Source organism: Pseudomonas sp. R38(2017) (assembly GCF_002112395.1).
Taxonomy (GTDB): Bacteria; Pseudomonadota; Gammaproteobacteria; order Pseudomonadales; family Pseudomonadaceae; genus Aquipseudomonas.
In genome coordinates this window covers 267,385-288,969 of record NZ_NEHN01000001.1, presented here as the reverse complement: position 1 = coordinate 288,969, position 21,585 = coordinate 267,385, and the positions used below count along the sequence as shown (strand labels likewise).

The 21,585-nt window shown below is 60.2% G+C and carries 23 protein-coding genes and 2 pseudogenes; 8 read left to right on the top strand and 17 right to left on the bottom strand.

The window, feature by feature from the left end; all coding sequences use genetic code 11:
* The first annotated feature begins 37 nt into the window (after positions 1-37).
* A complete protein-coding gene (locus CAF87_RS01310) occupies positions 38-763 on the top strand; it encodes an SDR family oxidoreductase (protein ID WP_085730325.1) in 726 nt (241 codons plus the stop codon).
* A gap of 10 nt (positions 764-773) precedes the next feature.
* On the opposite strand, the gene CAF87_RS01305 is transcribed toward CAF87_RS01310, so the two are convergent.
* From CAF87_RS01305 to CAF87_RS01295, 3 genes are read right to left on the bottom strand one after another with little or no spacing between them, the layout of a single operon-like run.
* Entirely contained in the window at positions 774-2,018 is a 1,245-nt protein-coding gene (locus CAF87_RS01305; protein WP_085730324.1) for an RNA polymerase sigma factor, read from the bottom strand.
* Entirely contained in the window at positions 2,011-2,355 is a 345-nt protein-coding gene (locus tag CAF87_RS01300) for a YciI family protein (RefSeq protein ID WP_007951101.1), read from the bottom strand. Before CAF87_RS01300 ends, CAF87_RS01305 begins: the two co-directional genes overlap by 8 nt.
* Before the next feature lie 40 nt (positions 2,356-2,395).
* Positions 2,396-2,821, bottom strand: a complete 426-nt coding sequence (locus CAF87_RS01295; RefSeq protein WP_085730323.1) for a nuclear transport factor 2 family protein — start codon at positions 2,819-2,821, stop codon at positions 2,396-2,398.
* A gap of 142 nt (positions 2,822-2,963) precedes the next feature.
* Between CAF87_RS01295 and CAF87_RS01290 the strand changes: the two genes are divergently transcribed.
* Positions 2,964-3,449, top strand: a complete 486-nt coding sequence (locus CAF87_RS01290) for an N-acetyltransferase (protein ID WP_085730322.1) — start codon at positions 2,964-2,966, stop codon at positions 3,447-3,449.
* Positions 3,450-3,564: 115 nt separating this feature from the next.
* On the opposite strand, the gene CAF87_RS01285 is transcribed toward CAF87_RS01290, so the two are convergent.
* From CAF87_RS01285 to CAF87_RS01275, 3 genes are all read right to left on the bottom strand, one after another.
* Entirely contained in the window at positions 3,565-4,053 is a 489-nt protein-coding gene (locus tag CAF87_RS01285; protein WP_085730321.1) for a GNAT family N-acetyltransferase, read from the bottom strand.
* Positions 4,054-4,370: 317 nt separating this feature from the next.
* Positions 4,371-4,865 carry a GyrI-like domain-containing protein gene (locus CAF87_RS01280; RefSeq protein WP_085730320.1) on the bottom strand — a complete coding sequence of 165 codons (495 nt, stop codon included), beginning with the start codon at positions 4,863-4,865 and terminating at the stop codon, positions 4,371-4,373.
* A 68-nt stretch (positions 4,866-4,933) separates the two neighbouring features.
* Positions 4,934-5,596, bottom strand: coding sequence for a LysE family translocator (locus tag CAF87_RS01275; RefSeq protein WP_085730319.1), 663 nt, complete (start codon positions 5,594-5,596; stop codon positions 4,934-4,936).
* 139 nt (positions 5,597-5,735) lie between these two features.
* Between CAF87_RS01275 and alaC the strand changes: the two genes are divergently transcribed.
* Positions 5,736-6,944 (top strand): alanine transaminase, encoded by a 1,209-nt coding sequence (gene alaC / locus CAF87_RS01270; protein WP_085730318.1) that lies wholly within the window; start codon positions 5,736-5,738, stop codon positions 6,942-6,944.
* Between the two features lie 63 nt (positions 6,945-7,007).
* Here alaC and CAF87_RS01265 read toward each other — a convergent pair whose 3' ends face one another.
* Together CAF87_RS01265 and CAF87_RS01260 are read right to left on the bottom strand one after the other, a co-directional pair.
* On the bottom strand, positions 7,008-8,360 hold the full coding sequence (locus tag CAF87_RS01265) for a GntP family permease (RefSeq protein ID WP_085730317.1): 1,353 nt from the start codon (positions 8,358-8,360) through the stop codon (positions 7,008-7,010).
* 83 nt (positions 8,361-8,443) lie between these two features.
* Positions 8,444-8,977, bottom strand: coding sequence for a gluconokinase (locus CAF87_RS01260; RefSeq protein WP_085730316.1), 534 nt, complete (start codon positions 8,975-8,977; stop codon positions 8,444-8,446).
* A 216-nt stretch (positions 8,978-9,193) separates the two neighbouring features.
* Between CAF87_RS01260 and CAF87_RS01255 the strand changes: the two genes are divergently transcribed.
* Positions 9,194-10,225, top strand: coding sequence for a LacI family DNA-binding transcriptional regulator (locus CAF87_RS01255; RefSeq protein ID WP_085730315.1), 1,032 nt, complete (start codon positions 9,194-9,196; stop codon positions 10,223-10,225).
* 1 nt (position 10,226) lies between these two features.
* Here CAF87_RS01255 and CAF87_RS01250 read toward each other — a convergent pair whose 3' ends face one another.
* Positions 10,227-11,099 carry a LysR family transcriptional regulator gene (locus tag CAF87_RS01250; RefSeq protein ID WP_085730314.1) on the bottom strand — a complete coding sequence of 291 codons (873 nt, stop codon included), beginning with the start codon at positions 11,097-11,099 and terminating at the stop codon, positions 10,227-10,229.
* Positions 11,100-11,220: 121 nt separating this feature from the next.
* Between CAF87_RS01250 and CAF87_RS01245 the strand changes: the two genes are divergently transcribed.
* From CAF87_RS01245 to CAF87_RS01235, 3 genes are all read left to right on the top strand, one after another.
* Positions 11,221-11,661, top strand: coding sequence for a PACE efflux transporter (locus tag CAF87_RS01245; protein WP_085730313.1), 441 nt, complete (start codon positions 11,221-11,223; stop codon positions 11,659-11,661).
* Positions 11,662-11,786: 125 nt separating this feature from the next.
* Positions 11,787-13,211: an MFS transporter gene (locus CAF87_RS01240; RefSeq protein ID WP_085730312.1), complete on the top strand. Its 1,425-nt coding sequence runs from the start codon at positions 11,787-11,789 to the stop codon at positions 13,209-13,211.
* Positions 13,212-13,365: 154 nt separating this feature from the next.
* The gene (locus CAF87_RS01235; protein WP_085730311.1) at positions 13,366-13,932 is read left to right on the top strand and encodes a hypothetical protein; all 567 of its coding nucleotides are present in this window, start codon (positions 13,366-13,368) and stop codon (positions 13,930-13,932) included.
* Between the two features lie 59 nt (positions 13,933-13,991).
* Here the strand turns inward: CAF87_RS01235 and CAF87_RS29640 are convergent.
* From CAF87_RS29640 to CAF87_RS01205, 6 genes and pseudogenes are all read right to left on the bottom strand, one after another.
* A pseudogene (locus CAF87_RS29640) lies at positions 13,992-14,420 on the bottom strand (methyl-accepting chemotaxis protein); the annotation flags it as partial.
* 120 nt (positions 14,421-14,540) lie between these two features.
* Positions 14,541-15,311 (bottom strand): annotated as a pseudogene (locus CAF87_RS29635) (PAS domain-containing protein); the annotation flags it as partial.
* 525 nt (positions 15,312-15,836) lie between these two features.
* Entirely contained in the window at positions 15,837-16,850 is a 1,014-nt protein-coding gene (locus CAF87_RS01220; RefSeq protein WP_085730309.1) for an ABC transporter substrate-binding protein, read from the bottom strand.
* Complete coding sequence (locus CAF87_RS01215; RefSeq protein ID WP_085730308.1) at positions 16,847-17,392, bottom strand: sigma-70 family RNA polymerase sigma factor; 546 nt, start codon at positions 17,390-17,392, stop codon at positions 16,847-16,849. Before CAF87_RS01215 ends, CAF87_RS01220 begins: the two co-directional genes overlap by 4 nt.
* Before the next feature lie 127 nt (positions 17,393-17,519).
* A complete protein-coding gene (locus CAF87_RS01210) occupies positions 17,520-18,311 on the bottom strand; it encodes a phosphate/phosphite/phosphonate ABC transporter substrate-binding protein (protein ID WP_085730307.1) in 792 nt (263 codons plus the stop codon).
* Between the two features lie 7 nt (positions 18,312-18,318).
* Positions 18,319-19,260 carry a fatty acid desaturase gene (locus CAF87_RS01205; protein WP_085730306.1) on the bottom strand — a complete coding sequence of 314 codons (942 nt, stop codon included), beginning with the start codon at positions 19,258-19,260 and terminating at the stop codon, positions 18,319-18,321.
* Between the two features lie 323 nt (positions 19,261-19,583).
* On the opposite strand from CAF87_RS01205, the gene CAF87_RS01200 reads away from it, so the two are divergent.
* On the top strand, positions 19,584-20,003 hold the full coding sequence (locus CAF87_RS01200) for a GNAT family N-acetyltransferase (protein WP_085730305.1): 420 nt from the start codon (positions 19,584-19,586) through the stop codon (positions 20,001-20,003).
* Here CAF87_RS01200 and def read toward each other — a convergent pair whose 3' ends face one another.
* On the bottom strand, positions 20,004-20,543 hold the full coding sequence (gene def / locus CAF87_RS01195) for a peptide deformylase (protein ID WP_007951144.1): 540 nt from the start codon (positions 20,541-20,543) through the stop codon (positions 20,004-20,006).
* Between the two features lie 2 nt (positions 20,544-20,545).
* Complete coding sequence (locus CAF87_RS01190; RefSeq protein ID WP_085730304.1) at positions 20,546-21,496, bottom strand: YihY/virulence factor BrkB family protein; 951 nt, start codon at positions 21,494-21,496, stop codon at positions 20,546-20,548.
* Positions 21,497-21,585: the final 89 nt, after the last annotated feature.

The window sequence follows — 21,585 nt, the reverse complement described above, 5'->3', positions numbered from 1 at the left end:
TCTGGTTATTTGTTTTTCTTATCTCAGGAGTTCAATCATGAGCAAGCCATTGATCATCATCACCGGCGCCAGCTCGGGCATCGGCGAAGCCACCGCTCGGCGCTTGAGCGCTGCCGGCCATCCACTACTGTTGCTGGCTCGGCGCATCGAACGCCTCGAAGAACTGGCCCTGCCGAACACCCTCAGCCGGCGCGTCGACATCACCGACCGCGCCGCATTGTTGGCCGCTGTGGCCGAGGCTGAAGCACAGTTCGGCCCGGCCGATGCACTGATCAATAACGCCGGGGTGATGCTGCTGGGCGAGATGAGCAAACAGGATCCGGCGCAGTGGGACCAGATGCTCGACGTCAACGTGAAAGGCCTGCTCAACGGCGTGCATGCGGTGGTCGCCGGGATGATCGAGCGCAAGCACGGCACAATCATCAACGTCAGCTCGGTGGCCGGGCGCAAGACGTTCCCGAACCATGTGGCGTACGTCGGCACCAAGTTCGCGGTGCACGGGTTGTCGGAAAACCTGCGTGAAGAGTTGTCGCCGCATAACGTGCGGGTGACCACGATTGCACCGGGGGCGGTGGAAACCGAGTTGTTGAGCCACACCACGGATGAGGCGATCAAGACTGGCTATCAGGCGTGGAAGCAGGACATGGGCGGCACAGTGTTGAGCGCCGAGGATGTGGCGACGGCGATTGCTTATGCGTATGGGCAGCCGCAAGGGGTTTGTATTCGCGAGATTGTGATGGCGGCTACTCGGCAGCAAGCCTGAGCCATCTTTTCTAAAGGCGATTGCTCGGCGCCAGTTCCTGCAATCGCCCTTCAATAAACCTGCGCTCCGGCTCCTGCCGAGTCAGTTCCAAGGCTCGCCGGTAACCGACCCGAGCCTCCTCAACCCGCCCCAACTGCCGACAAAACTCCGCCCGCGCCGAATGTGCCAAGTGGTAGTCCTGCAACTCCCCACGGTCCAGAATCCCTTCGATCAAGGTCAACCCGGCCAACGCCCCGTCACGCTTGGCCACCGCCACCGCCCGGTTCAACTCGATCACCGGTGACGGCAGCGCCCGCAACAACACGTCATACAGCCCGACGATCTGTTCCCAGTCGGTCTCCCCCGCCGTCGGCGCTTCGGCGTGCACCGCCGCAATCGCCGCTTGCAGGCAGTAAGGCCCGAACCGACCGGTGGTCAGCGCCTTCTCCACCAGATCGCAGCCTTCGGCGATCAGTTCGGTGTTCCACAATCCGCGATCCTGATCATCCAGCAGAATCAACTCACCATCGGGCGAAGAGCGCGCCGAGCGCCGCGACTCATGCAACAGCATCAACGCCAGCAACCCCATGACCTCTGGGTCCGGCAACAACTCCAGCAGCAACCGTCCCAAACGAATCGCCTCACGGGTCAAATCCTCGCGGGTCACCTGGGCGCCGCCGGACGCCGAGTAGCCCTCGTTGAACACCAGATAAATCACCCGCAACACGCTGTCGAGGCGCTCGGGCAATTCGCTCAGGCTCGGGACTTGATAAGGGATTTTCGCATCGCGAATCTTCGCCTTGGCGCGCACGATGCGCTGGGCAATCGCCGCCGGGGCCGAGAGAAATGCGCGGGCGATTTCCTCGGTGGTGAGATCGCAAACTTCGCGCAGGGTCAGCGGCACTTGCGCGTCCGCCGCCAGTGCCGGGTGGCAGCAGGTAAAGATCAGGCGCAGGCGATCATCTTCCACGTCTTCAACGTCCCATTCGGACTTTTCCAGCTCTTCCAGTTGCGCCAGCAACAATGGCCGTGAAGCCTTGAACCGTGCGCGACGACGCAACACGTCGATCGCCTTGAAGCGCCCGGTGGATACCAGCCACGCTCGCGGATTGTCCGGCACGCCGTCGCGTTGCCAACGCTCGACCGCGACGAAGAACGCCTCGTGCAAGGCTTCTTCGGCGAGGTCGAAATCGCCGATCAGACGGATCAGGGTCGCGAGGATCCGCCGCGAATCTTCGCGGTAGACCTGCGCGACCCGGGCCGCGACCTCAGACATTCAACTGCCGCACGGGACGCACTTCGACGCTGCCGACCCGGGCCGCCGGAATGTTGCCGGCGACCTGAATCGCTTCGTTGAGGTCCCGCGCGTCGATCAGGTAGAAACCGGCCAACTGCTCTTTGGTCTCAGCGAACGGGCCGTCGGTGATCGACAACTTGCCGTTGCGCATGCGCACCGTGGTGGCGGTCTGCACCGATTCCAGCGCTTCGGCGGCAACCATCCGGCCGCTGCCCTGGATCGACTCGGCGTAGGCCCAGCACTCGGCGTCTTCCGGACTGTCGGGCGACGAATGCAGCAGGCGCTCATCGCTGTAGACCAAGCATAAATACTTCATGGCGTTCTCCTGAATCGGACGGATCAACTATGGCTGAAGATCAGGGTTTCGCATCGAACAGCGTCGAGCCAGTCATCGGATCGAACGGTGCCGACCAGTGTTCATGGGCAATTTTCCACGCACCGCCGACCAGCCGGTAGCAGGCGGTGGCGCGCATCCAGCAGCTCTGGGTTTCACCCTTGTCATTGGTGCCACCGCAGTTGGCGACCCAGTGGGCGAAGGCGATGTTGTCCCCGGTCTCGATGGCGATTTCGTGGAACTCGAAAATGTGCGGGCCGGGGCACATTTCCATGCAGGCGATCCAGTGGGCACGGTAGGCCTCCTTGCCCTTGAATTGCAGGGCCTTGATCGCATCGAACGAGAGGATGTCGTCGGCGTACAGGGTCATGACCTTGTCCACGTCCTTGGTCATGACGGCCTGACGGTAGGTGTCGATGATGGCTTGAATCTGCGCTTGCGTACTCATGGGTTTTCTCCCTGTTTTTTGTTGTGAAGACACCCTTTGTCGTTCGGCGACTGGCGGGATCGACAGCTGAAACAAAAAAATTCCAGAGAACGCAAAATCGCTAGAATCCGGGACTCATCTTTGTAGGAAAAAGGAAATTCCCGTGTCAGCCCGACTCGTGCCTTACGAAAGCCTGAACGCCACCCAACGCCAGCAGGTCGAGGCCATTGAAATCCACGCCGAGCAGATCAAATATTCCGGCGACATCCACGGCGCCCTGCACACGCTGCTGTCGAAACCCGGCCCCGGCGTGAAAGGCTTTGCCCTGCTCGCCGAGGAAGTACCGGTGGCATTTCTGCTGCTCAAGCGCCCGCCGGTGTTGCCGGAATGGGCCGATGAGCACAGCGCAACCCTGCATGCCTTGCAGGTCGATCACCGTGCCCAAGGCAAGGGCTACGGCAAGGCTTGCCTGCTGGCGCTACCGGACGTTGCGCGCCAGGCCTGGCCGGAGATCAAAGGGCTGGAACTGTCGGTGGACGCCGACAACGACGCCGCGATTGCGCTGTACGCCAAGTACGGTTTCGTCGACAGCGGCGAAGCGTACAAGGGTCGCATCGGTTACGAGCGGCGGATGGGGTTGTTCTTCTAATCGTCGGGGGAGCAACGATGATCGAGCACAAGGCACGGGTGCGCGACATGCTCTACCGACCCACCCATTGATCGTTCCCGCGCTGCGTGAGAACGATCAGGTCAGGGGCTGTGCCTCAGAGGGTCAGGATCATCTCGTGCCACGCCATCCCGCCGTGGTCGGACTCGGACGGTTTGATGTAGGCAAAGCCGAACCCGGCGTACAGCGGGATGTGCCGTTCCTTGCACATCAGGTGAATCGTCGCCTTGCCCTGGGCGCGCATGCGCTCGATGAATTCGCCCAGCAGGCGCTTGGCCAGACCCAGGCCCTGATAGTCCGGGTGCACCACCACCGACATGATCACCACGTTCGGCCCGGCCGGGTCGTGGCCGATCAGTTCCTTGAACGCCTCGTCGGACATCTGCACCTCGAACGCCGCACCGGAGTTGATGAACCCGGCCACTTGCCCGTCGACTTCGGCGACGATGAAACCGTCCGGCCAGGTGGCGATGCGCGTGGCGATCTTCTCGCGGGTCGCGGCTTCGTCACCCTCGTAAGCGAGGGTTTCGATGGCATAGCAGCGGTCCAGGTCGGCGGCGGTGACGTGGCGGATGACAGTGTTCATGGCGGCTCGAAATCAGTGGAAACAAGGTCGCCAAGGATAAAGGAATAAGGTGTTCATATCGATCCGCACAGAGGGCGTAAAGCCTGCGTATAAGCGCTTTTCTTCGGATTCGGGACGGTCTATTTCTGACGTCTGTCTCTGATCACCCGAGGGGGGAACTGTTTATGAGCAGCGTTGAGATCGGTTTGTTGATGGTGTTGGGCATCAGCTTCTTCGGCTTCATTACCCTGGGCATCGACCTGTTGCGGGCACGACGGATCAAGGGCAAGTAAGGCTCGACCGGCAGCGCGAAGCGGGTTCGCGCTGCCGCTCAGCTGTCAGGTTTTCTTTTCCACCGGGACGCAGATTTCCAGCTTGCCGGTATTGTGCTTCGGGTTGAAATCGGCGCTGTAGCGCTCCAGCTCCGGGGCGTTGAGCCCCTTGTAATCAGACGCCGGCAGCCAGGTGTTGTAGATGTAATCAATGGTCTGCGGCAGAAGATCCAGCGAACCCTTGTGTTCGAACACCGCGTACTGGCGCGGCAGGATTTCGATCCACGGATATTTTTCCTGCGGGAACTCGTCGAGCTTGCTGATCTCGACGCCGGCCATGTAGTCAAACCCGCCGTTACCGTCGAAATTGCTGCAAACACCGTAGGTTACTTCGCCCTTCTGCCCCGGAATATTGCCGATGTGCGGGATCAGTTTTTCCCACAGCGCAGGGATGTCCTGGACGGTCTCTTTGGTAAAGCGATCGCGAAAACCTGCAATCAGCAGGAAGTGTCCATGTTCGAAGCGAGGTTCAGCCACTTCGACGCGTTTTTGCTCATCCATGACGCGACTCCTTGAACGAAAAAAGTGGGTTCGGCTGGGAGTATAGAAGCCAAACCCGATTCGCACATTTACAGCGTATGCAGGGCCTCGGCGGCGCCGGAGCCGACGAATTCGTTATAGCCGGATACGATCACGTAGACCGCGAAATAGCAGAAGATCGCTGCAGATGCCATGTAGGAATAGCGCAGCAGCTTGTCGCCCAGCAGTTTGCCGCCGTGGCTCGCGGCGAAGCACAGGCCCGCTGACCACAGCAACCCGGCACACAGAAAACCGCCAAGGAACAGCGCCGAACTCAAAGGGCCACCGCCACCGGAACGGGCGATCAAGGTACCGCCCACTGCCGCGAACCAGAGGATGGCGCTTGGCGACGACATGGCGAGAAAAATCCCGCGGAAGAATTCCTTGCGATGGGAGTTATGGCCGACTTCGGCCGTCGCCGCCAATTGCGCCTCGTGATGGATCGCCGAATAGATCATCTTCGCCGCGAAGTAGATCAGCAGCGCCGAACCGCCGATCCACAGCACCCAGCGCACGGTTTCGTATTGCAGCAGAACGGTCATCCCGGCCAGCGCCAGGACGGCGTAGATCAGGTCGCCGACGCAGGTACCGAGACCCAGCGCGAAGCCCTGAAAATAGCCGCGCTGCATGGCCAACGTGATCATCGCGATGTTGGCCACGCCGATGTCCAGGCACAGCGAAAGGCTCAGCAAGAAGCCGCTGGTGAATTCCATTAACCGTTTTCCTTGGGAAAAAATTGTTGTCGTGCACGCTGGACAGTCTGCCATCGCTGCCCTTATCTTCCGCCACAGGTCACCGCAGTGACCAGCGTCGCTCGGACGGTTCCGGGCGCTTACGTTATCCGAGGCAACAATGGCTGAACAAGGTTCGCCGCGCCGCTTTGCGCGCATTGATCGACTCCCCCCTTACGTTTTCAACATCACCGCCGAGCTGAAGATGGCCGCCCGACGTCGTGGCGAAGACATCATCGACTTGAGCATGGGCAACCCCGACGGCGCCACGCCGCCGCACATCGTTGAAAAACTGGTGCAGGTTGCACAACGCGAAGACACCCACGGCTACTCCACGTCCAAGGGCATTCCGCGCCTGCGTCGGGCGATTTCCAACTGGTACAAGGAACGCTACGAGGTCGATATCGACCCGGAAAGCGAAGCCATCGTCACCATCGGTTCCAAGGAAGGCCTGGCTCACCTGATGCTGGCGACCCTGGATCAGGGCGACACCGTGCTGGTGCCGAACCCGAGTTACCCGATTCACATTTACGGTGCCGTGATTGCCGGCGCCCAGGTGCGGTCGGTGCCGCTGGTGCCAGGTGTGGATTTCTTCGACGAGCTGGAACGGGCGATTCGCGGCTCGATCCCGAAACCGAAGATGATGATTCTGGGCTTCCCGTCCAACCCGACCGCGCAGTGCGTGGAGCTGGATTTCTTCGAACGCGTGATCGCCCTCGCCAAACAGTACGACGTGCTGGTGGTGCACGACCTGGCCTATGCCGACATCGTATACGACGGCTGGAAAGCCCCGTCGATCATGCAGGTGCCGGGCGCCAAGGACATCGCGGTGGAGTTTTTCACCCTGTCCAAGAGCTACAACATGGCGGGCTGGCGGATCGGTTTCATGGTCGGCAACCCGGAACTGGTCAGCGCCCTGGCGCGAATCAAGAGCTACCACGACTACGGCACGTTCACCCCGCTGCAGGTGGCCGCGATTGCTGCGCTGGAAGGCGATCAGCAATGCGTGCGCGACATCGCCGAGCAGTATCGTCAGCGCCGTAACGTGCTGGTCAAAGGCCTGCATGAACTGGGCTGGATGGTCGAAAACCCGAAAGCCTCGATGTACGTCTGGGCGAAGATTCCCGACGCCTACGCGCACCTCGGCTCGCTGGAGTTCGCCAAGAAGCTGCTGGCCGAGGCCAAGGTCTGCGTCTCGCCGGGTGTCGGCTTTGGTGAGTACGGCGACGATCACGTGCGCTTCGCGCTGATCGAGAACCAGGACAGGATTCGTCAGGCGGTACGCGGGATTCGCGGGATGTTCCGGGCGGATGGCCTGGGCACCAAGTAACTCGCGAATTGCACCCACAAAAAAACCGCATCGCTGCGGTTTTTTTGTGCCTGCGATTCGCCGTTAGACGAACAGCGACAGCAACAGAATGAAGCCCAGACCCACCACCGACAGGATGGTTTCCATCGCCGTCCAGGTCTTGAAGGTCTCGGCCACGGTCATGTTGAAGTACTGCTTCACCAGCCAGAAACCGGCGTCGTTGACGTGGGACAGGATCAGCGACCCGGCACCGGTGGCCAGCACCAGCAGCTCACGGTTCACGCCCGGAATCATCCCCACCACCGGCACCACGATGCCCGCGCCAGTAATGGTCGCGACGGTCGCCGAACCGGTGGCGATGCGGATCACCGCCGCCACCAGCCATGCCAACAGGATCGGCGAGATCTGTGCGCTGACCGCCATGTGGCCGATCACGTCGCCCACGCCGCTGGTCACCAGCATCTGCTTGAAGCCGCCGCCGGCACCGATGATCAGGATGATCGCGGCAGTCGGCGCCAGGCTCGCATCCAGCCACTTGAGCATCTGCTGAGAACCGATGCCCTGCTTGGCGCCGAAGGTGTACAGCGACAGCAGCAAGGCCAGCAACAACGCCGAGATCGGGTGACCGATCATGTCCATCCAGGTGCGGAAGAAATGACCGTCCGGAAGCGCCACGTCGGCGAAGGTTTTCAGCAGCATCAGGAACACCGGCAGCAGCACGGTGACCAGGGTGATGCCGAAGCTTGGCAGCTTGGCCGAATCGGTTTCACGGGCCAGTTGATCGACCAGTTCCTGATTCGGATGACCCGGGATGTGCTTGGCGATGAACGTACCGAAGATCGGGCCGGCAATGATGGCGGTCGGCAGCGCAACGATCAGACCGTAGAGAATGGTCTTGCCGATGTCGGCACCGAACACGCCGATGGCCAGCAGCGGGCCCGGGTGCGGTGGCACCAGACCATGCACGGCGGACAGGCCGGCGAGCAGCGGGATACCGATCTTGATGATCGACACGCCAGTGCGGCGAGCAACGATGAACACCAGCGGAATCAGCAGCACGAAGCCGATTTCGAAGAACAGCGGAATGCCCACCAGGAACGCGGCGAACATCATCGCCCACTGCACTTTGTCCTTGCCGAAGGCGCGGATCAGGGTCTGGGCGATCTGATCGGCACCGCCGGATTCGGCCATCATTTTGCCGAGCATGGTGCCCAGCGCGAGGATGATGCCGACGAAACCGAGCACGCCACCGAAGCCGTCCTGGAACGCCTTGATGATGGTGCCGATCGGCATGCCGGACGTCAGGCCGAGGAACGCGGCGGCGATGGTCAGCGCAATAAAGGGATGGATCTTGAACTTGGTGATCAGGACGATAAGCCCGATCACCGTGACTACTGCATCAAGCAGCAGGTAGGCGTCATGGGACATGCCAAACATTGGGGGGTGTCTCCTGGTTTGTTGTTGTTATTAAAGCGGGTTAATCAGAAGCCGAAAGGACAGCGCTATCTTCACAATCACACTCATACCGCCTGTTTCAGGCCATGGGCCTGCCACCAGACATGGGCTTGCGACGCGAGTTCTTCAACGCTGTGGATCGAAGCGTTCAGGGCAAGGGTCAACGGCTCGCCTACCGGCGATTCGAGGGTGGCGAACTGACTTTCGATCAGCGTCGCCGGCATGAAGTGGCCCGGGCGATGGGACACGCGGTCGGCGGCGACTTCAGGCGTCAATTCGAGGAACACAAAGCCCAGACCCGGCAAGGCGCTGCGCAGACGTTCGCGGTAAATGTGCTTGAGGGCCGAGCAGGTCAGCACCGGGCGTTCGCCCAGAGCGTCAACACGACGCAGCTCATCGCACAGGCTGTCGAGCCAGCCGGCACGGTCTTCGTCGTTCAGGGGGATCCCCGCGCTCATCTTTTCGATGTTCGCGGCCGGATGGAAAGTATCGCCTTCAATGGCAGTGGCGCCGCTCAATTGGCACAGAGCCTCGCTGACGCACGTCTTGCCGCAACCGGCAACGCCCATGATGACCAGGGCGGTGATGGGATGATTCATGTAACACCTCAGCGCGCAGACAGCGCTACCTTTGCTAGCTATGACTCTAGTGCACAGGCAGAAGTTGCCGACGCCTTCTTGTCGTTTTTTTGGGTTGCAGCAGGTTTTGTCCCAACGCCAAAAAGCGAGGATCAGGCAGGACCTCGCTCACGCATTTGCAGCTGCATAAGGACAGCGCTACCTTAGTGCCTTGATTTTTGTTTGGCAAGCCGCCCGATGACCACCCCTAAAAACGATAAAAACACCCGCACCACCGGCCGTCCCACCCTCAATGAAGTTGCCCGGCTGGCTGGCGTCAGCCCGATTACCGCTTCTCGCGCCCTGCGCGGGGTCAGCACCGTCGCCACCGAACTGGTGGAAAAAGTCCAGAAAGCCGCGCTGGAACTCAACTACGTGGTCAACCCCGCCGCCCGCGCCCTGGCCTCGGCCCAGAGCCATTCGGTGGTAGTGCTGGTGCCTTCGCTGGCCAACCTGTTGTTCATCGACACCCTGGAAGCCATTCATCGGGTGCTCACGCCCAAAGGCTTCGAAGTGCTGATCGGCAACTTCCACTATTCCCGCGATGAAGAAGAGAACCTGCTGCGCAACTACATGGCCTATCAGCCACGCGGCCTTCTGCTGACCGGCTTCGACCGCACCGAAACCTCGCGGCGGATGATCGAGGCCAGCAATATTCCCTGCGTGTACATGATGGAACTGGACAGCGCCGCCGGGGTGAACTGCGTCGGTTTCTCCCAGCTCAGCGCCGGTGAAACCGCTGCAGAACATTTGCTGTCCCGTGGCCGCAAGCGCCTGGCGTACATCGGCGCGCAGCTTGATCAACGCACCCTGCTGCGCGGTGAAGGCTTTCGCAAGGCGTTGCAGAAGGCCGGCCGCTACGATCCGGATCTGGAAGTGCTGACCCCGCGTTCATCCTCCGTGGGCCTGGGCGGCGAGTTGTTCCTGCAACTGCTGGCGGCGCATCCGGACGTCGATGCGATCTTTTTCGGCAACGACGACCTGGCTCAGGGCGCCCTGCTCGAAGCCCTGCGCAACGACATCAGGATCCCCGAACAAGTGGCGATCCTCGGCTTCAATGACCTGCCGATGTCGGAGCACATGGTGCCGCGCCTGAGCAGCATCAACACCCCGCGCGAGGCCATCGGCCGGCGTGCGGCGGAGCAGATGCTGACGCTGATGGCCGGCAACAGTGTGGCGCGGCCGGTCGAGGACATGGGCTTCGAACTGAAAATCCGCGAGAGCACCTGACTCAACCGCCCAGCAACTCCACAAGAGCCAGCGCACCCTTCTGCAACGGCTGGCTCTTGAGCCACACCGCGTGTACCGGCAGCACCAGGCCGTTTTCGATGTTACGGAAATTCAGCCGTTTCAATCGTCCGCTATCAAGCCAAGGTTGCACCACCGACAGTGGAAAATTGCCCCAGCCCAACCCTGCCTCGACCATCTCCAGCGCCGTCTCCAGATTGTCGGTGCGCCAGTGGGATTCAGCCACCAGCGGCCGGGTTTCGCTGATCGGCAAGTCGCGGCTGCCGACCACAATCTGCCGCACGTGTACCAGATCCTCGAGAAACAGATCCTGCCCCTGCAACAGCGGACTGTCCGCTGCCAGCGTGGCGATCATCCGTTCACTGCCGACAAACTGAAAACGCTCCAGCACGTTCACGCTCAACCCGGCGAACGCCAGGCACACGCTGACCCGACCACTGTGAAGCATCGCCAGCACATCGTCCTGCGGCGCGGTCAACACTTCGATATCGAGCAGCGGATGACGTTCGCTGATCTCCTTGATGGCCGCCAGCAACCGTCGACGATCGATATCCGCCGCCACGCCAATCGACAATTTGCTCTCCAGCCCCAGCGACAACTGCACCGCGTGCACCTGCAATTGCTTGAGCTGATCGGCGATCAATCGCGCATGGGGCACCAGCGAAAGCGCCATGGCCGTGGGTTGCGGTTCGCGATGACTGCGATCAAACAAGGGATAGCCGAGTTCGGCCTCCAGATTGCCGACGGCCATGCTTACTGCCGACGGGACTTTGCCCAACGCCCTGGCAGCGGCGGAAAACGAGCCGCGTTCGATTACGGCGAGAAACAGCTCGATGCTTTCGCTGTTGAAATTCACTTCATGTACCTATCAATAAAAATGAAAGCTTCTGACTTTTTCTGTCATTGCCATTGAAGCTATCTTTCATCGCCTTCGCCAGCCCCGTTGGCCACAAGTCGCAAGAAAGAGGCAAATCCCCATGCAAGGCGTCAAACGCAAACTGGTCTACGTGTCGCTCTATGAAGTGATCGGCATGACCTTCTCGGCCCTCGGCCTGGCCTTGTTGTCCGGCACCTCGCCCGGCAGCACCGGTCCGCTGGCGGTGATCATCACCACTATCGCCGTGACCTGGAACTTCATCTACACCTCGCTGTTCGAGCGCTGGGAAAGTCATCAGGTCTCGCGCACCCGCACGGTCAAACGCCGCATCGCCCACGCCGTCGGCTTTCAACTGACGCTGATCGTATTCCTGATTCCGCTGATCGCCTGGTGGATGAACATCAGCCTGGTGCAGGCATTCCTGCTGGATCTGGCGCTGATCGTCTTCATCCCCTGCTACACCTTCGCCTTCAACTGGCTGTTCGATAAGGTGTTCGGTTTGCCGGCCTCGGCGCAGCCGGATCCGACACTCGCAGCATGAATCGCTGATTGGTAAGCGGATATTGCAAGAAATCGGCAGTTTTCCTGCTTAAGCCGCCGATATAAGCAATCCTTGATTTCCGATAGCAGGCTAAGCTTTTCCATCATAAAAAAATGGATCGGCCCATGACTGCACACGCCCCCGCCGCCGCGCAACGCGACGGCATCGACCCGATACGCGCCGCACAGATTTCCGCCCGCATCGACCGCCTGCCGGCCGTCGCCACGATCTGGCGGCTGGTGGCGCTGCTGTCGATCGGTGGTTTCTTCGAACTCTACGACCTGTTCCAGACCGCCTACATCAGTCCCGGCCTGATCCGCGACGGCATTTTCGCCACCGGCAATCAGGGCGTGTTCGGTTTCTCCGATCAGGCCGCGTTCGCCTCGGCGACGTTCCTCGGCCTGTTTCTCGGTGCCAGCCTGCTCAGCCCCATGGCGGATCGTTTCGGGCGGCGGGCGATTTTCACCTTCGCGCTGGTCTGGTACACCGTGGCCACGGTGCTGATGGGCGTGCAGAGTTCGGCGCTGGGAATCATCTGCATGCGTTTTCTGGTGGGCATTGGCCTCGGCATCGAACTGGTGACCATCGACGCCTACCTCTCGGAACTGGTGCCCAAACGCATGCGCAGTTCAGCATTCGCCTTCGCGTTTTTCGTGCAGTTCCTGTCGGTGCCGGCGGTGGCATTGATGTCGTGGTGGCTGGTGCCGCAGGCGCCGTTCGGAGTGTCCGGCTGGCGCTGGGTGGTGTTGGCGAGTGCAGTGTTTGCGCTGTTCATCTGGTGGTTGCGCAAACGCCTGCCGGAGTCGCCGCGCTGGCTGGCCCAACATGGCCGTTTCGATGAAGCGAACCGGATTCTCGACGGTATCGAGGCACGCTGCGAGAAGGATCATCACCAGCCACTGGACGCGCCGGAAGCAGTGGCGGTGGATGTCGAAGGCAAGGGCCGTTTCGCCGACATCTGGCAACCGCCGTATCGCCGTCGGGCGTTGATGTTGATCGTCTTCCACATCTTCCAGGCCATCGGTTTCTTCGGCTTCGGCAACTGGCTGCCGGCATTGCTTTCCGGCCAGGGCGTCAGTGTCACTCACAGCCTGATGTACGCGTTCATCATCACCCTCGCTTACCCGCTCGGGCCGTTGCTGTTCGTGAAATTCGCCAACCGCTTCGAGAACAAATGGCAGATCGTCGGCTCGGCCTTGGGCGCCATGACTTTCGGCACCTTGTTCGCGTTGCAGACCAGCGCCTTCGGCCTGATCTTCTGCGGCGTGATGATCACCTTCTGCAACGCCTGGCTGAGCTTCAGTTATCACTCCTATCAGAGCGAACTGTTCCCCACCAACATCCGCGCCCGGGCGGTAGGGTTCTGCTATTCGTTCAGCCGGTTGTCGACGGTGTTCAGCAGCCTGTTGATCGGTCTGTTTCTCGATCACTTCGGCACACCAGGCGTGTTGGCGTTCATCGTCGCCAGCATGCTGATCGTGATGCTGACCATCGGTTATTTCGGCCCCCGCACCCGCAACCTTGCGCTGGAAAACATTGCCCATCGCTGACAGACAACGGTCATCCTCTGCCGCCTAACGGCAACGGATGACCGCTTCGCTTGGTTATGTTTGAACCCATGTCACTGAAATCAAAGAACATGTTCGCAAGGCACGGTATTTGCTCCCATCAGACCGACAGCCATTACCCACAGGTCTATCCATCATGTTGGTCAGTGCAAAACAACAGCAAATCATCCATCTGCCCAAGCACCTGAATGATGATGCAACCACCACCGCCGCTGCCGGCCTGCAAGGCGGGTTGCATGGCGCAATGCTGCAAACCCTGCAAGCCCAGACACAGGCGCAAACCGCTGAAGCCACCGCCAAGGTGCAAGAGTCGGCCACCCAACTCGCCACTCAGCAAGTCAGCGAAGCCACGCGCATCAGCGACAACGTCGACGAGGCATTCGCCAAGACCCGCGTCGCCCTGCAAACCTCTGATGCTTCGCCGACCAAGTCCTCAGGTTCATCGGCGCTGGACGAGTTCAAAGACTACATGAGCAAAACGCCGGAACAGCGTCTGCGCGACAGTATCCTGAAAGAAATGGGCCTGACCGAGGACGACATCAAAGCCATGCCGCCGGAGAAACAACTGGCCATCGGCAAAGAGATCGCCGATCGCCTGCAAGACAAGATGAAGCTGGCCGAAGCCGAGAAGCAGAACAAGCAAGACGCCAACTCGGCGAAGATCAGCGACCAGTCGGCCGACAAGTTCCTCGCTTCGCTCTAACGAACGGCGCAATGAAAAAAGGATCCCTGCGGGGATCCTTTTTTTCAGCCGTGAAGCCGTCAGTTCAACTGCAACGTCTCGTTGAACTGACTGATCGCATCCACCACATGCCGCGAGCCCTGCTGAATCTCCCGGATTGCGTCCCCCGCCTCGTTCGCCAGTTCCACCCCAAGCCCGGTGCGGCTCAGGCTCGACTGCATGCTCGACACTGCACTCAATGACAGCTCATGGTTCTTGCGCACCACATCGACAATTTCCAGGGTCGCCTGACTGGTTCGCGCCGCGAGGCTGCGCACTTCGTCCGCCACCACCGCGAAACCGCGCCCGTGTTCACCCGCCCGCGCCGCTTCGATGGCCGCGTTGAGCGCCAGCAGGTTGGTCTGGTCGGCGATCCCGCGAATGGTCTGGACGATGGTGCCGATGATGTCCGATTGCTTGCTCACCGCATCGATGCTCAGCGCCGCTTCGTTGAGGTCGCGGGAAATATCCTGAATGATCTGCACCGTTTGCTGCACGACCTGTGAGCCTTTTTGCGCACAGGCGTCGTTTTGTACCGAGGTGCTGTGGGCCGATTCCGCAGCGGTCTGCAACGTGGTCATCTGATGGGTGATGTCACTGGCAAACTTCACCACTTTGTACAACCGGCCCTTGGCGTCGAACAGCGGATTGTAAGAGGCTTCGAGATAAACGGTCTGTCCGGACTTGTTCTTGCGCTCGAAGCGGTGCGAGTGATATTCGCCGCGATTGAGCGAAGCCCAGAACGCTTTGTACTGCGCGGATTCGGCTTCGGCACGGTGACAGAACAGACTGTGGTGATGGCCGACGATTTCGTTGAGCGAGTACTGCATGGTCTTGAGGAAGTTGTCGTTGGCCGTGATCACATTGCCTTCCGGGGTGAACTCGATCACGGCCATCGAACGACTGATAGCGGCGAGCATGCTTTCCTCTTCTTTTTCCTTGTTCACTCGCGCCGTAATGTCCGAGGCCACTTTGATCACACTGCGGACTTGTTTGTCAGGGCCATACACCGGCATGTAACTGGCTTCCAGCCAGATCTCCCGGCCACTTTTGTTCAAGCGCAGAAAAGTACCGCTAATGGGTTCGCCCCGGGCCAGGTCACGCCACAACTTGGCGTATTCCTCGCTGCGATAGAACTCTTCTTCACAAAAGATCCGGTGATGTTTGCCACGCACCTCTTCGGCGCTGTAGCCCATGGTCTTGCAGAAGTTGTCATTGGCATCCAGAACGATGCCGTCGAGGCTGAACTCGATCATCGCCATCGAACGGCTGATCGCCGCCAACTTCGCATTGGCTTCAGTCAATGCACAGCTGAAACGCTCGATTTCCTGCAGGTCAGCCTTGTGATGTAGGTTGAACATGTCTCTATCACCTTTCGCGCGGTTCTTTGATTTGTTGAAAGTTCAGGTCTTTCAGAATCCACCACTACGTTCCACAGAACAGGCACACGCATTCCTCCACGGGAGGAAGTTGTCAGGTGATAAACGATGATTAATCAAAGAGTCCATGCAGCGACGCTCTAATCAAGACATCCTTCTCTTGATAGCCCGCAGGCGGGCCATTCCTAACGTATAGAAGAACTTCCATTTAAAAACAGCTCCTTGTCGGTCAAGTGTCGGTGCCTTGAATTGCGCACTCTGGCAGCTTTGTTCGTGGCTAACCGGTTGCCGTCGGAGCACATTGAAGGGCATTCGACATAGTTAGTTCTGAATGAGCATAGACAGCACAAGGCCTTGCGCAAGGCCACTAGTCGGCCAGCACTGAGGGAATTCGGACAGGAAACGGACGAGAAACGGTTCAGCGCAAAAAGGTTTTGTCTGGTCGAACGCCATCGCGGGCTTGCCCGCGAGGCGTCGGTGTAGCACTACAGAAATATCGGAAAAGAACTACAGACTCCCGCTCACCTTGTTTGCCACTTCACCCGGCACCCAAGGTTTCCACACTTGCGGTTGATCGCGCAGAAACGCTTCGGCCACCTGACGTGGTTGCTGACGCTTCTCGCTCATCCCGGCCAAGGTCTGGTTCAGCAGATCAATCGGCAAATCGACTTTCTCAAAGAACGTCACCAGTTCCGGGTACTGCGCCTTGAACGGTGCCGACACGCCAATCGCGAGGCTTGCCGGCATCGAGCGGGTGCCTTTCGGGTTGGGGTTGTTGGCATCGGCCAGGGTTTTCCAGGCTTCGGCGTCGAACGGCGGCTCTTCCAGCTTCACCAGTTTGAAACGGCCGAGCAACGGTGTTGGCGACCAGTAGTAGAACAGCACCGGCTTGCCGCGCTTGATCGACGACGCCACCTCGGCATCCAGTGCCGCGCCGGAACCAGTGCGGAAGTTGACGAAGCTGTCGTTCAGCGCATAGGCCTTGAGCTTCTGGCTGTTGACGATTTCCGAGGTCCAGCCGGTCGGGCTGTTGAGGAAGCGACCACGGCTCGGGTCTTCCGGATCCTTGAACACATCCTTGTAGCGCGGCAGGTCGGCCACGGACTTCAGTTCCGGCGCCAGCGGTTTGATCCCGCGCTCCGGGTCGCCCTTGATCACGTATTCCGGCACCCACCAGCCTTCGGTGGCGCCCTTCACGGTGTCACCGAGGCCGAACACCTTGCCCTCGGCGGCAGCCTTGACCCACGCCGGACTGCGCCCGGCCCACTCTTCGCCGATCACTTGAATGTCGTTTTTCGCCAGCGCCGCTTCGAGGCTGACGGTGCTGCCAGGCAGCGTGTCGGTCGGGTAGCCGTAGCCTTTCTCGACGATCAGGCGCAGCACTTCGGTGATGAAACTGCCGCTTTCCCAGGTGATGTCGCCGAAGTGGATCGGCGCTTTTGTTTCCGAGGCGACAACGTGCCCGGCAGTCAAGGTCAGGGCCAGCAGCGAACTGCCGAGCAGGGTTTTGATCGATCTCATGCGGACCTCTTGTTCTGGGAGGAAATCAGGGTTTGGTTGGCGCTGTGGCGATTGCACAGGGCTTGGGAACGGGTCATGTACATGCTTACTGAACGCTGGGAGATGCCCAGTTCGGCAGCGATTTGCGGGTAGGTCAGGCCGTCGATGCGGGCCAGCAGAAAGGTCGAGCGCACCTTGCCCGGCAAGCGCTGGAGAGTCCGGTCCAGTTGCTTGAGGCTCTGCGACAGGTCGGCGAGCTCTTCTGGAGACGGCGCGTGATCGAGGTCGCCTTGTTGCAGTTGTTGCAAATGCCGACGCTCCAGATCGCCCCGTCGCCAGCGCTCGTACAGCAGGCGCTGGGCGATGGTGGTGAGCAAGGCGCGGGGTTCGCGGATGGCGGTCAGGCCCGGGGCTTCGAGCAGTTGCGCGAAGGTTTCGGCGGCGATGTCTTCGGCGCTGGCTGCATCGTTCGATTGCCGACGCAGGCGTGCACACAACCATGGGTAATGGTCGCGAAACAACGTGTTCACATGATTGCGATGGGATGCGTCGGCGCCGGACATGGGGGCTCCTTGGTCAAGGGTCGCTGAATGTCCGGTCGTCCGGTGGCGCGATCCTAGCAAGGTGCCTTATGCGTTAAAAATACTTAAAAAGAATTTTTATATTCCATTAAAGAATTATTCCAGACCGCTAGCGCAAGCGGCCGTAACCCAGTTCTTCGGCCTCACGCTGATAATCCAGCAAGACGAGGTAATCGCTATCGCTGGCAGGCAGGATTTCGGGCAAACCGAGGATACGAGCCACGTCCGGCAAGTCTTGCAGACTGCGGTTCATCGCCCGGCGCAACTGCTCGATCTGCGTGTCCGAAGCGCTGGAGACGGTGATAAAGGGCAAGGTCGGGCTGAATGCACTGCGCGCTACCACCCGCAATCCGCTCACTTCTTCGGCGGCGTGCTGCTTCAGGTAGGCAAACGTCACGCTGTCGATGGCCGCCAGATCGGCGCGATCTTCGCGCAACCAGCGCAGGCTCTCGCGGTGACCGCCACTGAGGCCAACCGAAGCGAAAAAACGCCCGTCCCGCTGCAACGGTGCCAGGCGCTGACGCAACAGGTTCATGCCGCTGTTGGAGTCTTCGCTGTTGATCACCCCGCGACTGTCGAAGAACTCCGCCAGACTGCGGCGCGGATCATCGGCGCGGGCAAGGATCAGGCTGCAATGATTGCCGGCCGTGGCGTCCGGCAATTCGTAGCGCGGACGGCCGACAAGCCTGACCTGGCCACGCAACGCGGTCATCAGCGGATAACCGCAGGTCTGGGTCAGCAACAATTGCGGCGACCGCCAGAGTTCGGGCAGCGACAAGCCTTCGGCCTTGAGTCGCGAGCGGCCCAAGTGATCGAGAATCCGCGCCAGCCACTGCTCGTTCGCCGCGCGGATCGGCTCGGGGGCGATGTACATCAACAGCTCTGCGTAACCTGACGTCATGGTGGCCTCAAATAAACGGATGCTGCGGGCTGTCGATCGGTTTGAAGCCGTTCCGGCGCCACAGTTGCCCATAACCTTGCACCAGAAATCCGCCACTGCGTTCGACCCATTGCTCCCGCCGCATGCGGTAGGCCTTGGGTAAGTCGTACCACGAAAGCTTCGGCAAATCGTGATGCACCAGATGGAAATTCAGGTTCAGGAACAGCCAGCGCCAAGGCCATCCGGCTTCGTTGAGCACCGTGCGCTGTTCCGGTTGTGTGTGCGGCCGGTGTTCATAGTAAGAGCGAACCATCGCAATCGACAGCGCCGGCACGCTGATCAAAAACAAGTAATGCCAGACCGGCAATGCGCTGTAGCGGGCGATGAAAAACAGCATCAGAACGGTCAGAGTTCCGTGGGTCAGCCACATCAGCCAGGCCTGGCGTTCGCCTTTTTTCAGACGTTGCAACTCTTCACCGGCCAGCGCCAGCAACGCCAACGGTGCGCCGAGGATGAATCGGCCGAGCACGGTCTTGTTCATCCAGTGCAGGCTGCGTTCGAACAACGAACTGCCCTGCCAGCGGTCGGCGCTCAGGTAGCGGCTTTCAGGGTCGAGACCGGGAATCGTCAGGTCTTCATCACGATGGTGCTGCAGATGGCTGTCGCGATAGAGCGTGTACGGATACCACACCGCGAATGGCGCATAACCGAGGACTTTGTTGATGAGGTTCCAGCGCGTCGGATGCCCATGAAGCAGTTCGTGCTGCACCGACAGCCACAGCACCAGCAACGGAATCAGCAGCAACGTGCTCCACCAGACGCCCAACCGTTCGCTGCCCAGCACAATCGCGGACCAGCCGCCGTACACGCCGATCAGCAACAGCCAGGTCGGCCAGTCGGTACGGGCGGTGAAGCGCTGGCGCAGGGTTTCGATTTGCTGACGATGCTGATCGTCAAAGTAATGGGCCATGGCGTTGCTCGGAAAAGGAGTCCATTCCTTCTGTGCAACGACAACGGAGATTCTTGCAGTTTATTTTCAAAGAGGCAGCGGGAGCCCGGATCCGGGCTCCCGAACGGCGTGATCAATGGCCAAAAATGTCGACTTTCTTCGCCCTTTTCTCATGGCGTTTCTCGATCGCGGTCTTGGCCGGTTTCTTCTTCGCAGCTTTCTTCGCATCCATACCTTTGGACATGACGCGTACTCCTCTGAAGGGGATGTGAGATCAGGTATACACCTATCCCGGCGAGTACGTTGTTTTATAATCCGCGACTTTTGCACCGGCAGTCCGATTCATGACCGACACCCGTTACAGCCAGCTCGACGACCTGTCCTGGCCTTTGATGAACAAGTTCTACCGCCAGCATCAATCGTCGATGAAAGCGGTGCGCGAGGCGCAATTGTGGGTGGCGCGGCGCGAGGAAATCGTGGCTGCGCTGTGCCTGCGGCCGGTATTCGGCGGGCATTGGCTGACCGGGTTGTTCGTTGATCCGGCCTGTCGCGAACAAGGCATTGCCGCGCAGTTGATCAGCGAAGCGGTGAAGGACGTCGAGGCGCCGGTGTGGCTGTTCTGCCACCCTGACCTGCGCGGGTTCTATGAGCGGTGCGGCTTCACCTTCGACCCCGCCTTGCCCCAGGCGATGGCCGAGCGCCTGAGCCGTTATGCGCGGAGCAAGCCTATGATTGCCATGGAACTGGCGCCGCGCACTGGCTGATCAATCGTCAGCGTTGGGATCGAGATCCGGAAACATCACTTCGGTAAAGCCGAACTTGCTGAAATCGGTGATGCGCGACGGGTACAGCCGCCCGATCAGGTGATCGCATTCATGCTGTACCACCCGCGCGTGGAACCCCGAGGCCACGCGCACAATCGGCTCGCCCTTGGGGTCGACGCCTTCGTAACGGATCTGCTGGTAACGATCCACCGCGCCACGCAGGCCGGGCACCGACAGGCAGCCTTCGAAACCCTCCTCCATCAGCGGACTGAGCGGCGTGATCAGCGGATTGATCAGGATCGTCTGCGGCACGGCTTCGGCGTCCGGGTAACGCTCGCTGTGCTCGAAGCCGAAGATCACCAGTTGCAGGTCGACGCCGATCTGCGGCGCAGCCAGACCGACACCGCCGACGCTTTCCATGGTCTGGAACATGTCGTCGATCAGTTGCCACAACTCCGGGCTGTCGAGCATCTCGGCGGGTACTGGTGGGGCAATGCGCAGCAGGCGCTCGTCGCCCATCTTCAGGATTTCACGGATCATGGTCAGGCTTCGTCAGTGTTCGGCTTGAGCGATTGATCGCGCCCCAGGCCGGAAACGTGTTGTTTGGGATGTTCATCGAGTTCGCCGGGGACTTTCTCGCCCGGGTCCTTGCCCTCGCTGGACATGTGTTCGATCACCGCATTCATCTCCGCGCCCAGCAACAGCACGGCGGCGGAAATGTAGAAATACAGCAACAGCACGATGATCGCACCGATGCTGCCATACATGGCGTTGTAGTTGGCGAACGTCTTGACGTAGAACGCGAACCCCAGGGACGCGACGATCCACACCACCACCGCCAGCACCGAGCCCGGGGTGATGAAACGGAACTCCTGTTTGACGTCGGGCATCACGTAGTAGATCAACGCGACGGCCACCATCATCAGGATCACGATCACCGGCCAGCGGGCGATGGTCCACACCGTGACGATGAAATCTTCCAGCCCGACCTGCGCGGCGATCCAACCCATCACCTGCGGGCCGAGCACCATCAGCGCTGCGGCCACCAGCAACATGCCGGCGATGCCGACGGTGTAGAAAATCGACAGCGGGAAACGCTTCCAGATCGGCCGGCCTTCGACCACGTCGTAGGCGGCGTTCATCGCGCTCATCATCAGGCGCACACCGGCGGACGCGGTGTACAGGGCGATGACGATACCCACGGAAAGCAGGCCGCCCTTGGATTGCTGCAACTGGTCGATCACCGGGTTGACCTGCTCCAGCGCCTGGGGCGGCAACACCAGCTCCGATTGCAGGCGCAGCCAGGAGAAGAAGTCCGGCAGGTGCAGGAAACCGATCAGGGCAATCAGGAACAGAATGAACGGGAACAGCGAGAACAGCATCTGGTAGGCCAGTGCCGAGGCATAGGTCGACATTTCGTCATCCATGAACTCGGTGACGGTGCGCACAATGACCCGGTGCAGGGGCAGGCCTTTCATGTCGGGGAAAATCATTCGCGTCTCCTTTCGCCGCAAAACAGGTTGAAGTCGTGGCGACTCAGGGGCCGTTTTTCTCTCATCAAAGTAGCTCACTTGGCGACTTT

Bases quoted from the DNA above. Each gene is read 5' to 3' on its own strand.
- CAF87_RS01310 (WP_085730325.1), top strand. From the start codon at position 38: ATGAGCAAGCCATTGATCATCATCACCGGCGCCAGCTCGGGCATCGGC.
- CAF87_RS01245 (WP_085730313.1), top strand. From the start codon at position 11,221: ATGCAAGGCGTCAAACGCAAACTGGTCTACGTGTCGCTCTATGAAGTG.
- CAF87_RS01285 (WP_085730321.1), bottom strand. From the start codon at position 4,053: ATGAACACTGTCATCCGCCACGTCACCGCCGCCGACCTGGACCGCTGC.
- CAF87_RS01210 (WP_085730307.1), bottom strand. From the start codon at position 18,311: ATGACGTCAGGTTACGCAGAGCTGTTGATGTACATCGCCCCCGAGCCG.
- CAF87_RS01200 (WP_085730305.1), top strand. From the start codon at position 19,584: ATGACCGACACCCGTTACAGCCAGCTCGACGACCTGTCCTGGCCTTTG.
- CAF87_RS01305 (WP_085730324.1), bottom strand. From the start codon at position 2,018: ATGTCTGAGGTCGCGGCCCGGGTCGCGCAGGTCTACCGCGAAGATTCG.
- CAF87_RS01215 (WP_085730308.1), bottom strand. From the start codon at position 17,392: ATGTCCGGCGCCGACGCATCCCATCGCAATCATGTGAACACGTTGTTT.
- CAF87_RS01255 (WP_085730315.1), top strand. From the start codon at position 9,194: ATGACCACCCCTAAAAACGATAAAAACACCCGCACCACCGGCCGTCCC.
- CAF87_RS01260 (WP_085730316.1), bottom strand. From the start codon at position 8,977: ATGAATCATCCCATCACCGCCCTGGTCATCATGGGCGTTGCCGGTTGC.
- CAF87_RS01190 (WP_085730304.1), bottom strand. From the start codon at position 21,496: ATGATTTTCCCCGACATGAAAGGCCTGCCCCTGCACCGGGTCATTGTG.
- CAF87_RS01205 (WP_085730306.1), bottom strand. From the start codon at position 19,260: ATGGCCCATTACTTTGACGATCAGCATCGTCAGCAAATCGAAACCCTG.
- alaC (WP_085730318.1), top strand. From the start codon at position 5,736: ATGGCTGAACAAGGTTCGCCGCGCCGCTTTGCGCGCATTGATCGACTC.
- CAF87_RS01280 (WP_085730320.1), bottom strand. From the start codon at position 4,865: ATGGATGAGCAAAAACGCGTCGAAGTGGCTGAACCTCGCTTCGAACAT.
- CAF87_RS01275 (WP_085730319.1), bottom strand. From the start codon at position 5,596: ATGGAATTCACCAGCGGCTTCTTGCTGAGCCTTTCGCTGTGCCTGGAC.
- def (WP_007951144.1), bottom strand. From the start codon at position 20,543: ATGATCCGTGAAATCCTGAAGATGGGCGACGAGCGCCTGCTGCGCATT.
- CAF87_RS01300 (WP_007951101.1), bottom strand. From the start codon at position 2,355: ATGAAGTATTTATGCTTGGTCTACAGCGATGAGCGCCTGCTGCATTCG.
- CAF87_RS01240 (WP_085730312.1), top strand. From the start codon at position 11,787: ATGACTGCACACGCCCCCGCCGCCGCGCAACGCGACGGCATCGACCCG.
- CAF87_RS01295 (WP_085730323.1), bottom strand. From the start codon at position 2,821: ATGAGTACGCAAGCGCAGATTCAAGCCATCATCGACACCTACCGTCAG.
- CAF87_RS01265 (WP_085730317.1), bottom strand. From the start codon at position 8,360: ATGTTTGGCATGTCCCATGACGCCTACCTGCTGCTTGATGCAGTAGTC.
- CAF87_RS01235 (WP_085730311.1), top strand. From the start codon at position 13,366: ATGTTGGTCAGTGCAAAACAACAGCAAATCATCCATCTGCCCAAGCAC.
- CAF87_RS01220 (WP_085730309.1), bottom strand. From the start codon at position 16,850: ATGAGATCGATCAAAACCCTGCTCGGCAGTTCGCTGCTGGCCCTGACC.